13 protein-coding genes are annotated in these 14,530 nt (G+C 69.6%); all 13 read left to right on the forward strand.

Annotation, left to right across the window (positions count from 1 at the left end; all coding sequences use genetic code 11):
* Window positions 1-14 precede the first annotated feature (14 nt).
* A complete protein-coding gene (locus AB1046_RS19500) occupies window positions 15-713 on the forward strand; it encodes a hypothetical protein (protein ID WP_369370948.1) in 699 nt (232 codons plus the stop codon).
* Window position 714: 1 nt separating this feature from the next.
* Entirely contained in the window at window positions 715-5,190 is a 4,476-nt protein-coding gene (locus AB1046_RS19505; RefSeq protein WP_369370949.1) for an FtsK/SpoIIIE domain-containing protein, read from the forward strand.
* Between the two features lie 114 nt (window positions 5,191-5,304).
* Window positions 5,305-5,592, forward strand: coding sequence for a hypothetical protein (locus tag AB1046_RS19510; protein ID WP_369370950.1), 288 nt, complete (start codon window positions 5,305-5,307; stop codon window positions 5,590-5,592).
* A 146-nt stretch (window positions 5,593-5,738) separates the two neighbouring features.
* Complete coding sequence (locus tag AB1046_RS19515) at window positions 5,739-6,830, forward strand: WXG100 family type VII secretion target (protein WP_369370951.1); 1,092 nt, start codon at window positions 5,739-5,741, stop codon at window positions 6,828-6,830.
* Entirely contained in the window at window positions 6,827-7,615 is a 789-nt protein-coding gene (locus AB1046_RS19520; protein ID WP_369370952.1) for a hypothetical protein, read from the forward strand. The genes AB1046_RS19515 and AB1046_RS19520 overlap by 4 nt, the downstream gene beginning before the upstream one ends.
* A gap of 35 nt (window positions 7,616-7,650) precedes the next feature.
* On the forward strand, window positions 7,651-8,361 hold the full coding sequence (locus AB1046_RS19525; protein ID WP_369370953.1) for a hypothetical protein: 711 nt from the start codon (window positions 7,651-7,653) through the stop codon (window positions 8,359-8,361).
* A 156-nt stretch (window positions 8,362-8,517) separates the two neighbouring features.
* Window positions 8,518-9,462 (forward strand): hypothetical protein, encoded by a 945-nt coding sequence (locus AB1046_RS19530; protein WP_369370954.1) that lies wholly within the window; start codon window positions 8,518-8,520, stop codon window positions 9,460-9,462.
* Entirely contained in the window at window positions 9,462-10,274 is an 813-nt protein-coding gene (locus tag AB1046_RS19535; RefSeq protein WP_369370955.1) for a hypothetical protein, read from the forward strand. The genes AB1046_RS19530 and AB1046_RS19535 overlap by 1 nt, the downstream gene beginning before the upstream one ends.
* Window positions 10,271-10,495, forward strand: coding sequence for a hypothetical protein (locus AB1046_RS19540; protein WP_369370956.1), 225 nt, complete (start codon window positions 10,271-10,273; stop codon window positions 10,493-10,495). Before AB1046_RS19535 ends, AB1046_RS19540 begins: the two co-directional genes overlap by 4 nt.
* Before the next feature lie 137 nt (window positions 10,496-10,632).
* On the forward strand, window positions 10,633-12,033 hold the full coding sequence (locus tag AB1046_RS19545; RefSeq protein ID WP_369370957.1) for an FAD-dependent oxidoreductase: 1,401 nt from the start codon (window positions 10,633-10,635) through the stop codon (window positions 12,031-12,033).
* Window positions 12,034-12,174: 141 nt separating this feature from the next.
* Complete coding sequence (gene htpX / locus AB1046_RS19550; protein ID WP_369375781.1) at window positions 12,175-13,116, forward strand: zinc metalloprotease HtpX; 942 nt, start codon at window positions 12,175-12,177, stop codon at window positions 13,114-13,116.
* Between the two features lie 198 nt (window positions 13,117-13,314).
* Window positions 13,315-13,809, forward strand: coding sequence for a YajQ family cyclic di-GMP-binding protein (locus tag AB1046_RS19555; RefSeq protein WP_369370958.1), 495 nt, complete (start codon window positions 13,315-13,317; stop codon window positions 13,807-13,809).
* A 56-nt stretch (window positions 13,810-13,865) separates the two neighbouring features.
* Window positions 13,866-14,516, forward strand: a complete 651-nt coding sequence (locus tag AB1046_RS19560; protein ID WP_369370959.1) for a hypothetical protein — start codon at window positions 13,866-13,868, stop codon at window positions 14,514-14,516.
* The last annotated feature ends 14 nt before the right edge of the window (window positions 14,517-14,530 follow it).

Genomic DNA, 14,530 nt, shown 5'->3' on the forward strand with positions numbered 1-14,530 from the left:
GGAAGGGTGACTTCATGGGCGATCTCGCGCTCGAGTTCTGCGGTGAGTGGTTCGACCCTGCCCAGGCGGAGGACGGGTTCGACGTCGGCCGCGAGGGCGACCTCGCGATCGACGACAACCCTTACCTGCACCGCCGCTTCCTGCGGGTGACCCAGGAGGACGGGATCTGGTGGCTCTCCAACGTGGGCTCCCTGATCTCGGCGACCGTGTGCGACGCGGGCGGCGGCGTGCAGTCGTGGCTGCCGCCGGGGCATCGCCTGCCGCTGGTCTTCCCCACCACCTCGATCGTCTTCACCGCCGGCCCCACCACGTACGAGGTGACTGCCCAGCTCACCGATGCTCCGTACCACGAGGTCCGCTCGGAAGAGCCCGACGCGGGCGCCACGACCATCGGCGCCATCAGCTTTACCACCAGCCAGAAGCAGCTCATCGTGGTGCTCGCCGAGCCCATGCTGCGCCGCGAGGGCACCGGCCTGAGCGAGATCCCGTCCAGCGCGGACGCGGCTCGTCGCCTGGGCTGGGCCACCACCCGTTTTAACCGCAAGCTAGACAACGTCTGCGAGAAGCTCGACCGGATCGGCGTGAAGGGGCTGCGCGGCGGCCCTGGACTGCTCGCCACCAACCGGCGTGCGCGCCTCGTCGAGTACGCCGTGGCCTCACGCCTGGTGACCGCCGCAGACCTGCCCCTCCTCGACCTGAAGGACGACGCCTGACGTGCGTATCAAGCTGACGCTGAACCGACCCGACGAGTCCGGCGTGAACGTCGCGGTCACCGCGGACGCCACCGCGACGGTGCGCGACGTGGCCGAGGCCCTCTTCTCCGGTGACCCCACCCGTCAAGGCGCCCCCGCGCCCGAGAACCTGACCCTGCAGGTCGTCGGCGACGGCTCGACCAGCTTCACGAGCGGCCGGGTCCTGACCCCGACCAACGACCTGGTCCAGGCGGGCCTGCGCTCCGGGTCCGTGGTCTCGATCGTGCGGGTCTCCGAGCAGTTCGTGAACTCCGGGCAGGACCGCGGCACCGCCGTCGCGCAGCTGCGTGTTCTTGAGGGGCCTGACGCCGGGCGCGACTTCCCGCTGCCGGTCGGCACCACCTATATCGGCCGCGACCGGGGCATGGACATCCGCCTCCAGGACGGACAGGTCTCCAAGCGGCACGCCCGCATCGTCGTCGGCGAGTCCATCGAGGTGCACGACCTCGCGTCCGCCAACGGCCTGATCATGGGCGGCAAGCGGATGACGCGAGCCGTGCTGACGTCGTCGGACACCGTGACCATCGGCGAGACCGTGCTGTCCGTCGTCGCCCTGCACCGCTCCACGAGCATCGCCCCGACCAGCCCGGTCGTGGAGTTCAACCGCTCCCCGCGCGTGGTCACCCGGTTCGGCGAGAACAAGATCAAGGCCCCCAAGCCGCCCAAGCCGCCGCAGCCGCAGCGCCTGCCGTGGATGATGATGCTCGCGCCGATGGCGATGGGTGCGGTCATGTTCGCCTTCACGCGGAACCCGATCTCGCTCCTGTTCATGTTCATGAGCCCGGTCATGATGATCGGGATGTACTTCGACCGGAAGATCTACGGGAAGAAGCAGTTCGAGGAGGCGGCCGAGCAGTTCCAGGAGGCCGTTGTCGCCACCGCCGCGCGCATCGACTCAACCCACGCCGTCGAACGAGCCGTCCGGCTCGCCGAGGCGCCGTCGCTCAACGAGTCGCTAGACGCCGTCCGCCGACTCGGCGGGCTCATGTGGACGCACCGCCCCGAGCACCGCGGCTTCCTCACCGTACGGTTCGGGCTCGGCTCGGCCCCGGCCCGCACCGAGTTCGACGAACCCCGCGAGAACGACGCGATCCCCGAGCACTGGGAAAAGGTGCTGGAGCTGCAGGCCCGGTGCTCCACCATCCACGACGTGCCGATGGGCGCCGGGTTCCGGTACGGCGGCAACGTCGGCATCGCGGGGCCGAGCGGCGTCGTCGAGCCTGTGGGCCGCTCCGTGCTGCTGCAGATCGCGGCGCTGCACTCACCCGCCGACGTCGTCATCACGGCCATCACGTCCGCCCGCTCGCGGGAGGACTGGGAGTGGCTCGAATGGCTGCCGCACACCGGCTCCCCGCACAGCCCGCTCGGCGCGTCCGACCACCTGGCCGACGACCCGGGCTCCGGCATCTCCCTGCTGACCCGGCTCGAGGAGCTGGTCGAGGGCCGTGGCGTCAGCCTCGACTCCCCGGCGCCCCTGGTCGGGGAGATGGACGCGGACAAGGACCGCAAGGAAGCCCCGATCCCGCCCGTGCTGCCGGCTGTCATCGTCCTCGTGGAGGACGACGCCCCCGTTGAACGCTCCCGGCTCGTGCGCCTGGTGGAGCACGGCGCGGCCGCCGGCGTCCACGTGGTGTGGATCGCGCCCACCGTCGAGCAGCTCCCCGCCGCCTGCCGCACGTTCGTGCTGCTGGACTCCACCGCCCAGGACAACGGGGCGATGACCGGCCAGGTGCACTACGGGCAGCTCGCCTACCCGGTGCGCTGCGACGCCGCCGACCTCGGCACCGCACGCGAGGTGGCCCGGATCCTGTCCCCGGTGGTCGACGTCGGCGCGCCGACGGACGACGAGTCCGACCTGCCGCGCGCCGTCTCCTACCTGGCGCTCGCGGGCACCGAGGTCGGCAGAGACTCGAACAGCGTGGTCGAGCGGTGGCGGGAGAACCTCTCGCTGACCCCGCGCGACGGGTCGCCGCCGGTGCGGCGCAAGACCCCCACGAACCTGCGGGCGCTGATCGGGCACGACGGCGTCGAGCCGTTCCACCTGGACCTGCGCACCCAAGGCCCCCACGCCCTCGTGGGCGGGACCACCGGTGCCGGTAAGTCGGAGTTCCTGCAGTCCTGGGTGCTCGGCATGGCTGCCGCGCACAGCCCGGACCGTGTGACCTTCCTGTTCGTCGACTACAAGGGTGGTGCCGCGTTCGCCGACTGCGTCAACCTGCCCCACACCGTGGGCCTGGTCACCGACCTGTCGCCGCACCTGGTGCGGCGCGCGCTGTCGTCGCTGCGCGCGGAGCTGCACTACCGCGAGCACCTGCTCAACCGGAAGAAGGCCAAGGACCTCGCGTCCCTGGAGCGCACGGGTGACCCCGAGGCGCCGCCGAGCCTGATCATCGTCGTCGACGAGTTCGCGGCCCTGGTCGGCGAGGTCCCGGAGTTCGTGGACGGCGTCGTCGACGTCGCCCAGCGCGGCCGGTCCCTCGGCCTGCACCTGATCCTCGCCACGCAGCGCCCCGCCGGTGTCATCAAGGACAACCTGCGCGCCAACACGAACCTGCGCATCGCGCTGCGCATGGCCGACGAGAACGACTCCAAGGACGTGCTCGGGGACGACATGGCGGCGCACTTCTCGCCGTCGATCCCCGGCCGCGGCGCCGCGAAGACCGGACCCGGGCGGCTCACCACGTTCCAGACCGGCTACGCCGGTGGATGGACGAAGGACGAGCCGGAGCGGTCGACCCTCGACGTCGAGGAGATGGACTTCGGCACCGGACGGCGCTGGGAGCTCCCCGCCCCCGAGGTGGTCGAGGACCAGGACCCGGGGCCCAACGACATCGCGCGGGTGGTCACCACGATCCGCCGTGCGGCGAGCGAGGCCGGCGTGCCGCTGCCGCGCAAGCCGTGGCTGCCCGAGCTCGCCGAGACCTATGACCTGGCGCTGCTGCCCAACCGGCGCACGGACGCCCAGCTTGTGCTCGGCGTGCTGGACAACCCGCCGCAGCAGACCCAGCCGACCGTGCACTACGAGCCTGACAGCGACGGCAACCTCGCGATCTACGGCACCGGTGGCACCGGCAAGAGCACCACCCTGCGCACGATCGCGGTCTCCGCGGGCCTGACGCACCGGGGTGGCCCCGTGCAGGTCTACGGCATCGACTGCGGCTCGGGCGGTCTGTCGATGCTGGAGAACCTGCCGCACGTGGGCGCGGTGATCGCGGGAGACGACGAGGAACGTGTGACCCGGCTGCTGCGCCGGCTGCGCGAGACCCTCGACCAGCGGTCCGACCGGTTCGCCGCCGTGCGGGCCTCGACCATCGAGGAGTACCGGCGGCTCGCGAACAAGCCCGACGAGCCACGCATCATCGTGCTCGTCGACGGTATCGGCTCGTTCCGTGAGTCCTACGAGAACATCACGGCGCGCGGCTTCTCGATCTTCGGCACGTTCACGCAGCTCGCGACCGACGGGCGACCCGTCGGCATCCACCTCGTCATGAGCGGCGACCGCGCGGTCTCCGTGCCGCCGTCGCTGGCCTCCACGGTGCAGAAGCGGATCGTGCACCGGATGGCCAAGGAGGACGACTACATCATGCTCGGCGTGCCGAAGGACGTCCTGAACCCGGCGTCGGCGCCCGGCCGGGCGATCATGTACGGCCAGGAGGCCCAGATCGCCGTGCTCGGCGGGGACGCCAACGTGGCCGTGCAGTCGCGCGAGCTGGCCCGGCTGGAGCAGACCATGCGCTCGGTCGGCGGAGTGCCGCAGGCCCCCGGCGTCGAGCGGCTGCCCGACACGTTCACGCTCGACCAGCTGCCGCAGCGCACCGGCGACATGGCGACGATCGGCCTGCGCGACCTCGACATCTCGCCGGTCGGCCTGCCCCTGCGTGGCCCGCTCATGCTGGCGGGCCCGCCCGGGTCGGGGCGCACGACGGCGTTCGTGACGCTGGCGACCGCGCTCCGCCGCAACGGGGGCATGCGGCTGGTGTACCTGTCGTCGCGGCGCTCCAGCCTCTCCACGTTGGACCTGTGGGACGTCACGGCGTCCAACCCGGAGGACGTCGTGGAGTCGCTCAAGGACCTCACAGCTGCCCTCGAGAGCGATCGGCTCGCCCCGGGTACGCTCACAGTGATGATCGAGAACTACACCGAGCTCACGGGCACCCCGGCAGAGAAGCCGATGGAGGCGTTCGTCAAGCTGGCCTCCCGCAAGGAGCAGCTGGTCATCGGTGAGTCCGAGGCATCCTCCTGGAGCAAGGCCTTCACACTTGCCGGGCCCTTCAAGTCCGGCCGGAACGGCCTGCTCCTGACTCCGGGAGACACCGACGGGGACACGCTCATGAACACACCATTGGGCCGGATCCGCCGCAAGGACTTCCCGCCCGGGCGCGGATTCCTTGTCACGGCAGGCCGCGCAACCAAGATCCACGTCGCCCTGCCTGGGTGACGAGGCATGGGGAGTCCTCCCCATTCCGCGGTTTCACGGGCCATGGAATAGTTCGTGACGTCGCAGAAACGAGAGGCCGTCCACTAAGGACAGCCACAGACAAAGGAGCATGACATGGTCGCAGAGGGTGGCAACGTTTTCGGTCTTGATGTCGAGGCAGTCAAGAGCCTCGCCAACACGCTCCGGACGCAGGCCGAGTCGGTTCGCCAGGTCGTCACGACGATCACGGCGCAGATGGGTCAGACCCAGTGGAACGGCCCGGACGCCGTTCAGTTCCAGGAGGAGTGGGACGGTACCCACGCCGCCAAGCTGAACGAGATCGCCGCGGCGATCGAGGCCTACGGCACCACGGCTGACTCCAACGCCGACCGCCAGCAGGACACCTCGACCCAGTACAACTGATCGAGCCGAGGCTCTTTCAGGCAGGGTCCGGCACAGGCCGGGAATCAAAGGGTGCGGGACCGGCAACGGACCCGCACCCTTTGAAGTGGCTTTTTGGTCGCAGGGCCAGTTTTGACGCCGTCGACAACGGGACGTGAGGAGTAGCCATGAGCGGGGAAATGTACGGCGCCGATATTGAAGCGCTGCGACTCCTTGCGGACCGGTTCGACGAGGGCAGTGGAACTCTCGACACGGTCGTCGCCGCTGTCGAGGCGGCGCTTCCGCAGGAGGACGGCTGGAGCGGGCCGGACGCCGATGGCTTCCGGCAGGAGTGGACGGGCAGCCATCTGGTGCGGCTCAAGGACACGGCCGCTGCTCTGAGCGATATCGCTCTCACGGTGCGCGCCAACGCTGACGCGCAGGAGACGACGTCGAACGAGTACGTCGGTGGTGGTCCGGGCGGCTGGCCCGGCGGCGGGGAACTCGGCAACGACGAGTTCGACTGGAACTGGGGCGTGGCGGGCACGTTCGGCGCGCTTGGTTTGAAGGGCCTTACGACGTACCTGGCGGCATCCAAGGCCTGGAAGACAGGCACTGCGCTGGCCTCGTACCTCCAGGCCACTCGCCTTGGAGACGCGGCGAAGATCGCCGACGCAACGGTGGAGGTCTACCGCGGCGCGGGTGGTCTCGTGGGCCGGACCGCGGCCAGCCTCGGTGTCGCCGAAGACTTCGGGCTCATCGGCAAGATGAGCACCGCCGTCGGCCTCGCCAGCTCCGCCGGCAACATCGCGCGTTTCGCGGGCACCGCCGGTGGCATATTCGGCGTCGTCGGCGGCCTCAACCAGATGTTCAACACCCAGTACGACGGTGCTCGTGGGTGGGTCGACCGGGGAATGGGAGTCGCGTCGGTCATCGGCGGCGGTGGCGGTATCGCGATCGCCCTCGGCGCGGCGGCATTTCTCGGACCCGTTGGCGTCGGGGTCGTGGTCGGCGCTGGCCTGGTCGCTGGCGCATGGGCGCTGGGCAACATGGTGTACGACAACTGGGACACGATCTCGGGTGCCGTGGGCGACGCTGCGGGCGCTGTGGCTGGCGCCGCGGGTGCGGCCTGGGACTGGGCCGGCGACACGGCCGGTGACGTCGTGGACGGGATCGGTAACATGGCGGACGCGGCGGGAGACGCCGTATCCGACGTCGGTGACGCGGTCGGAGACGGCCTCGAAGCTGCCGGTGACTTCGTAGGAGGGCTGTTCAGTTGAGCGAGCAGACGTTGAACTTCACCAAGGCCGACTACGAGGCGGCGATCGCTGTGCTCGCCCGTGGCGAAGCCGGCAAGGCGACGCGGATCGTGAACCTGACCGACGAACAGGTCATGGTGCTCGACGGCGTCCAGACGAGCCAGCCCACGCCGATGCCCTGGCTCGAGACACAGGGCGACATCGACAAGGAGCTCGTGGGCAAGGTTGCGCTGCGGGCGCTCCTCGGCCAGGGCCTTGTGGTGCCCGCCGACCGGGGCGAGGGCAAGCCGGTCGGGATCGACGCGATCCCTGACCTCACCGGCACCCTCGTGCTGCGGCGGACCGCGCAGGCGATCCTCACTGTGGAGCGGGTGACCACCCTGGGCCGGCACTGGGTGTACTGCTACGTGCACGAGGGTTACGGGATCCTGGAGGAGGAGGTCGCGACGAGCGGCCACCACACCTACTCGGTGTACCCCGAGGCGTTCCTCGGTGAACGCCTGGAGACATTCCTCGATCCGACGTCCGCCGCAGTCATGGCGGGCAAGTCGCGCACGTTCACGGTTCGGGAGTTCGAGACCGTCGGACCGACGTTGCCCGAGCTGACGGAGTCCCTCACGGTCTGCGTGCTGTCCGTCGTCAAGGTCGGAGCGGACACGGTGCGCAACGCCACTGTGTACTCGGGGCCGCGTGGCGTGTTCACCCTGCAGGGTGACGAACGGGACGGCGTGGACGACCACCTGGTGCTGGCCGAGGTGGGCGCCGCAGTGGTCCGTGCGCTCCCCGGAAAGCTCCTCGCGGCATGAGCGGGGCGGGCACCTCTTCCGTCACCGGTGACCGGGTGACTCGCAAGGTCCGCGGGATAGCCGCGGAGTTCCCTGAGCTCGGCAGGATCCGGCACGTCGAGGCCAACCCGCCGTCGCCGACGGCGTGGTGGGTCGCGATCGGGTTCAGCATCTTCGTCGTCGTGGGCATCGTGCTCGGAAACGGCGAGGTCGTCGATGCGCTCCTTCAGATCCCCTGGTTGGTCCTGTTCGGCTGGATCGTCCTCGGATACATGGGTGCGGAAAAGGTGGTTGTGCTGGACCGGGGCCTCCTCATCGGCTCCTTCGCCTTGTTCCTGCGTCCTCGAGTGGTGCTGTTCGACCGATTCGAGGTCGACTCGATCACGGCCGCGCGTCCGGGGGGGAAACTCGGCCGAATGGTCCCCGGGCGCAGCCTCCTCATCACTGGGCGCACCGCGGTCTGGGCCTGGAACGCTGTGGCATTCGCAGCAGACCTGGGACCGGTCGCCCGCCGGAAGTATGTCGAGATGGCCGGGACGTTCAGGCCGGAGGATCCGGCGCGACGACAGCGGGTCCTCTGGTGGTTCGGCACCTGGCGGCAGCCCGACCGGCTGGTCGGCGCGCTGGAGTCCGCCCTGGTGGACCTGGGGCACCCGGTCGCCGGGCTCTCCCAGCAGGTGCTCCCGATGGTCCGGGTCAGCGGCAACCCGGCCGACGCCGCCAGCCAGATCCCCCGGTTGGTGGCCGCGCTGAATCGGTCTGGCTGACCGACCCGCTGGTAGCCGCACGAGCGGGTCACGGAGAGCCGAGTCTCCGGACCGGCCTGCGGATCCTCGCCGTGCGCACCTGGGATCTGAAATTTGGAGTGGGGTCCTATCCCCAGATGAGTTCGACGCCGTCAACGGCAGACTTGAGGAGTAGACATGAGCGGCGAAATGTACGGCGCCGATATCGAGGCCCTGCGCCTCCTCGCCGACCGGTTCGACGAGGGCAGCGGGACTCTCGACACGGTCGTCGCGGCCGTCGAGGCAGCGCTTCCGCAGGAGGACGGCTGGAGCGGGCCGGACGCCGATGGCTTCCGGCAGGAGTGGACGGGCAGCCATCTGCTGCGGCTCAAGGACACGGCAGCCGCGCTGAACGACATCGCCAGCACGGTGCGCGCCAACGCCGACGCGCAGGAGACGACGTCGAACGAGTACGTCGGTGCTGGTCCGGGCGGCGTGGTCCCGGGGTCTTCTGACCGGCCGGGAAGCATCTTCGACGTGATCGAGACCGGGATCGGCGCGATCGGCCTCGGTGCGGCCGGGTGGGCAAGTTTCAAGTACGGCCGCAACCTGCTCAACCTCGGGCGCGCCCTGGACACGGCGGGTGACGCGGCGGCGTCCGCGACGGCCTTCATCCGGCAGGGGATGCTCGTCGACGGGATGGGCATAGTCGGCAGGCTCGGCACCTTCGGCAAGTACGCCGGTGTCGCGGGCGGTGCCTTCGGCATCATCGGCGGGATCGACCAGATGTTCAACACCCAGTACGACGGCTGGCGCGGTGGCGTCGACCGGGTGATGGGTGGAGTCGGTGTCGCCGGCGGGGTAGCGACGATCGGCATGTTCCTGGGTGTCGCGGCGTTCGCCAACCCGGTCGGCATCGGTATCGCTGTCGGAGCCGGCCTGGTCACCGGTGCCTGGGCACTGGGCAACCTGGTGTACGACAACTGGGACACGATCTCCGCGTTCGCCTCCGACCCGATGCCGTACCTCGCGGACGGCGTCAAGGAGGTCGGCGAGTTCGTGGGTGACGTGGCGAGCGACGTCGGCGACGCGGTCGGCGACGCTGCCGGTGCCGTCGGTGACTTTGTGGGAGGCTTGTTCTGATGAGCGAGCAGAAGACTATGCAGTTTGGTCCGGACGACGTCGAGGCCGCGCGGGCTACGCTCGCGCAGGCACGGGACGGCGAGGTCGTCGGAATCGTGATCCTCACGGACGAGGAGGTGACGATCCTCGACGGGCCCGAGCACGAGCAGCTCGTGCCCACCCCGTGGATCGACGCCCAGGGTGACGCCGACCGGTCCCTGATGGGCCGGGTGGCACTCCGGTCGATGGCGTCCCGCGAGCTGGTCGTGGCCGCCGAGACGGACGAGAGCGGCTCCAGGGTCACCAAGATCAAGGCGCATCCCGGCATCACCGGTCCCCTCGTGCTCCGGCGCACGGCCCAGGAGATCGTCTCGGTCGAGCGGACGAGCTCCAACGGCAAGGACTGGCTGTTCGCCTACGTGCACCACGAGGACGACAAGGCCACCGTGCTCGAGGAGGAGATCTCCGGCCAGGGGCACCACGTGTTCTCGGTGTACCCCGAGGCTCTGCTGGGGGAGCGGTTCGAGAAGTTCCTGGACCCCACCAGCACCGCGCTGATGGGGACCGCCGCGAAGACCTACTCGGCCGAGGCATTGCAGGGGGCCGTCGCCAACCTGCCGCAGCTGAAGGAGGCGGTGGCGGTGAGCATCGTCTCTGGGGTGGCTCGCGGGAGCGACGAGCTGCTCAACGCGTCCGTCTACGCGGGGCCGCACGGTGTCCACGTGCTGCGCGGTACGGAGCACAACCCGGCAGGGGAGCCCGTGACGTACTCGCTGCAAGAGGTCGGCTCGCGCGGACTGCGCGCGCTGCCTGCAGAGGTGGTTCCCGCATGAGCGGCCTCGGCAGGTGGAGCCTCTGGATCGGCGTGGGCCTCGTTGTCGTCGCCGTGGTCTCAGGCGTCCTGAGCCTCATCCCGGTTGCCGTGATCGCTGGCATCCTCGCGGTGGTGGTGCTCGCCATGGCGGGGTATGACGCCATCTACAACGCGCTCGGCCGGGCCGAGCTCCGCCGTCGGGCAGCCAAGGTCGAGCGAGAGCGCGAGCAGGGGCACTAAGCCCTGCGGAGTGCGCATCCTCACAGGAACGCCACCGTCCAACCCCTGGGCGGCGGTGAGGTGCGCCTTACCCGGTCGGTAGAATCGTGGGCGGCCTTCGCTTCCCTCCTGACCTCTCGACCGGAAGGCGCCCCTTCGTGAGCACCACCCGACCCCTGCGCGTCGCCGTCGTCGGCGCCGGCCCTGCCGGCATCTACGCGAGCGACATCCTGTCCAAGACCGACCTCGACGTGAGCATCGACCTGTTCGAGCGCCTTCCCGCGCCGTTCGGTCTGGTGCGGTACGGCGTGGCCCCGGACCACCCGCGCATCAAGCAGATCATCGTCGCGCTCCACAAGGTGCTGGGCCGCGGAGACATCCGCCTGCTCGCCAACGTGGACTACGGCGTGGACGTGAAGCTCGAAGACCTGCGCCAGTTCTATGACGCCGTGATCTTCTCCACCGGCGCCATCAAGGACGCCGAGCTGGGCATCCCGGGTATCGACCTGGATGGCTCCTACGGTGCCGCGGACTTCGTGTCCTGGTACGACGGGCACCCCGACGTGCCGCGCACCTGGCCGCTGGAGGCCCAGCAGGTGGCGGTGATCGGCGCCGGCAACGTCGCCCTCGACGTGGCCCGCATCCTCGCGAAGCACGCGGACGACCTGCTGCCCACCGAGGTCCCGGCCAACGTGTACGAGATCCTGAAGACCTCCCCGGTCACGGACGTGCACGTGTTCGCGCGCCGCGGCCCGGCCCAGGTCAAGTTCTCGCCGCTGGAGCTGCGCGAGCTGGGCCACGTGCCCGACGTCGACATCGTCGTGTACCCGGAGGACTTCGACTTCGACGAGGGCTCCGAGGCCGCCATCAACTCGTCGAACCAGACCAAGCAGGTCGTCAAGACCCTGGTGGACTGGACGCTGAAGGACCCGGCGCAGAACACGGCGTCGCGCCGTCTGCACCTGCACTTCCTGAACGCCCCCGCCGAGGTGCTCGGCGAGGACGGCAAGGTGGTCGGCTTCCGTACCGAGCGCACCGCGCTGCAGGGCGACGGCACGAGCAAGGGCACCGGCGAGTTCACCGACTGGCCGGTCCAGGCCGTCTACCGCGCGGTGGGCTACTTCGGCTCGTCGCTGCCGGAGATTCCCTACGACGACGTCAAGGGTGTCATCACCAACCGCGAGGGCCGGGTCGTCGACATCGACGGCAACCAGGTCCCCGGTGTGTACGCCACGGGCTGGATCAAGCGCGGTCCGGTGGGCCTGATCGGCCACACCAAGTCCGACGCGTCGGAGACGGTGCGGCACATCGTCGAGGACGTCACCGGCGTGGCCGACGGCGAGGCCCCCGGTGACCTGGACGGCGGCCGCACGGCACCGCAGGGTACGCCGGAGGCCATCACCGAGTTCCTCGCCGGCAAGGGCGTGGAGTACATCGAGTGGTCCGGCTGGGAGCTCCTGGACGCGCACGAGCGCGCGCTCGGCGAGGCCGAGGGCCGCCTGCGGGTCAAGGTCGTGCCGCGCGACGAGATGATCTCGATCAGCAGGTCGCAGGCCTGACGGTCGGACAGTTGACGTGCGGACGGCGTGGATCCCGAACGGGGGTCCACGCCGTTCGTCTGTTCGCAACCAGCGTGCGCGATCATGGTCCCGGGAACCGCCGCCCGGCGCGGCACGTTCGGCTGGGTGGAAAGGAGTGCGATGCACAGGCACTACAACGGGCTGAAGACCGCCGCGCTGTTCGGCGGTATGTGGGTCGTCATCTTCGGGATCTGGGCGCTCTTCGGACGCAGCTCCAGCATGCTGTGGATCTTTGTGCTCATCGGTCTGGGGACCACCGCCTACGGCTACTGGAACTCCGACAAGCTGGCGATCCGGGCGATGCACGCGTACCCGGTCACGGAGCTACAGGCACCGGAGATGCACCGGATCGTGCGTGAGCTGTCCACGGAAGCGCGGCAGCCGATGCCCCGGCTCTACATCTCGCCCACCAAGGCGCCCAACGCGTTCGCCACGGGGCGCAACCCGCAGAACGCCGCGGTGTGCTGCACCGAGGGCATCCTGCAGCTCCTGAACGAGCGCGAGCTGCGCGGTGTGCTGGGGCACGAGCTGATGCACGTCTACAACCGCGACATCCTCACGGCGTCGGTGGCCTCCGCGATGGCGGGCCTGATCACCGCGGCGGCGCAGTTCCTGCTGTTCTTCGGCGGCGGCGACCGCCGCGAGGGCGGCAACCCGCTCGCCGCGATCGCGATGGCGTTCCTCGCCCCGGTCGCGGCGATGATGATCCAGATGGCGATCTCGCGCACCCGGGAGTACGACGCCGACGAGGACGGCGCCCGGCTTACGGGCGACCCCCTGGCCTTGGCCTCGGCGCTGAAGAAGCTGGAGCAGGGTACGCAGCGCGCGCCGCTGCCGCAGGACCGGGAGCTCACCAACGTGTCGCACGTGATGATCGCGAACCCGTTCCGCGGCGCCGGGATCGGGCGGCTGTTCGCCACGCACCCGCCGATGCCGGAGCGCATCCGCCGCCTGGAGACCATGGCCGGCGGTCCGTCGGGCGGTTACGGCCCGGGTGGTCTCGGCGGTCCGACGTCGGGCCCGGACGCACCGCCGTGGGGTACCCCACCCGGGATGCTCTGAAGCCTGTTCGGCGTCGTACCTACCCACGGCGACAATCCGTTAGGTCCGACCCCAACGGAATCCGTTAGGTCCGACCCTAACGACCCGCTGGCGCCCTGCGCTGTCCGTTAGTCCTTGGCACGCCGAGGCGGATACGGTGGTGCCAGATTCCCACCGGTCGCGCAGGGGCGTCCGGGTGTTACGCAGAAGGAGCACGACATGGCCGACTCGTCGTTCGACATCGTCAGCAAGGTCGACCGCCAGGAGGTCGACAACGCGCTGAACCAGGCGGGCAAAGAGATCTCGCAGCGCTACGACTTCAAGAACGTGGGCGCCTCGATCGCCTGGAGCGGCGAGAGCATAGTGATCGTCGCCAACTCGTCGGAGCGGGTGCTCGCGGCCCTCGACGTCTTCGAGATCAAGCTGATCAAGCGCGGTATCTCGCTCAAGGCGCTCGACGTCGGCGAGCGCGAGCCCAAGCCGTCGGGCAAGGAGTACCGCCTCGCGGCGACCCTCAAGGAGGGGCTGGCGGGCGAGTCCGCGAAGAAGGTCACCAAGATCATCCGCGACGAGGGCCCCAAGGGCGTGAAGACGCAGATCACGGGTGACGAGGTGCGGGTCACGAGCAAGTCGCGCGACCAGCTCCAGGAGGTCATGGCCCTCCTGAAGGGCTCGGACCTGGACTTCGCGCTGCAGTTCACCAACTATCGCTGACATGTAGGTCTGTCCCACATCAAAAACAGCTGGTTCTGCCCACCTAGGCTGCGGCCATGAGCTCCTTCGAGGTCTTGCGTGACCTGCCGCACCGCGAAGCGGCCGGGCGGCTGCTCGCCGAGGGCTGGAACGTGTGCGGCCTCGGGGACTGGGCCACGGTCTGGCGCTCGCCGGATGGAATGCAGGTCGCCAGAGTCAGTCCGTTCGAGCCGGCCTATGCGGTCTTCGTAGAGCTGTGCCGCCGCCTTGCGGGGCACCCGCTGCTGCCGCGCATCGACTTCGACACTCCCTTGGGCGGCGGGGGTCGTCTGACGGTGCTGGAGTTCCTGCTGCCGGTCGAGTCCGCCCAGGCGGAAGGCGTTTTCGAGCGCTGGGCTGCCGCAGCACCGGACGACCCGATCGCCGAGGTGCGCCGGACGGCCGAGGAGCTCAACGCCGAAGCGGCCACCTCGATCCCGTTCTGGGGCGGGCTCGACAACAACCCGGGCAACGTCATGCGGAACGCTGCAGGCGAGCCCAAGCTCGTTGACCTCTTCTACGCCGCCGGTCTGGAGATCTACCGGATCCTGCTGGAGGACCCGGCGAAGATCGCCGAGGCCTTCGCTCCAGACCGGCGCGAGTACATCTGCGACATCGTGGCCGTATCTCGGATGTCGGCGCCCGACGAGATCGCGGCACTCCGAACCGCAGCGCAGAGCATCGCTTGATCGGCGCCGCCCAG

It is taken from the genome of Promicromonospora sp. Populi (genome assembly GCF_041081105.1).
Taxonomy (GTDB): domain Bacteria; phylum Actinomycetota; class Actinomycetes; order Actinomycetales; family Cellulomonadaceae; genus Promicromonospora.

Excerpts from the sequence above, each read along its gene's own strand:
- AB1046_RS19510 (WP_369370950.1), top strand. The coding sequence starts at position 5,305 with ATGGTCGCAGAGGGTGGCAACGTTTTCGGTCTTGATGTCGAGGCAGTC.
- htpX (WP_369375781.1), top strand. The coding sequence starts at position 12,175 with ATGCACAGGCACTACAACGGGCTGAAGACCGCCGCGCTGTTCGGCGGT.
- AB1046_RS19515 (WP_369370951.1), top strand. The coding sequence starts at position 5,739 with ATGAGCGGGGAAATGTACGGCGCCGATATTGAAGCGCTGCGACTCCTT.
- AB1046_RS19530 (WP_369370954.1), top strand. The coding sequence starts at position 8,518 with ATGAGCGGCGAAATGTACGGCGCCGATATCGAGGCCCTGCGCCTCCTC.
- AB1046_RS19555 (WP_369370958.1), top strand. The coding sequence starts at position 13,315 with ATGGCCGACTCGTCGTTCGACATCGTCAGCAAGGTCGACCGCCAGGAG.
- AB1046_RS19540 (WP_369370956.1), top strand. The coding sequence starts at position 10,271 with ATGAGCGGCCTCGGCAGGTGGAGCCTCTGGATCGGCGTGGGCCTCGTT.
- AB1046_RS19535 (WP_369370955.1), top strand. The coding sequence starts at position 9,462 with ATGAGCGAGCAGAAGACTATGCAGTTTGGTCCGGACGACGTCGAGGCC.
- AB1046_RS19560 (WP_369370959.1), top strand. The coding sequence starts at position 13,866 with ATGAGCTCCTTCGAGGTCTTGCGTGACCTGCCGCACCGCGAAGCGGCC.
- AB1046_RS19500 (WP_369370948.1), top strand. The coding sequence starts at position 15 with ATGGGCGATCTCGCGCTCGAGTTCTGCGGTGAGTGGTTCGACCCTGCC.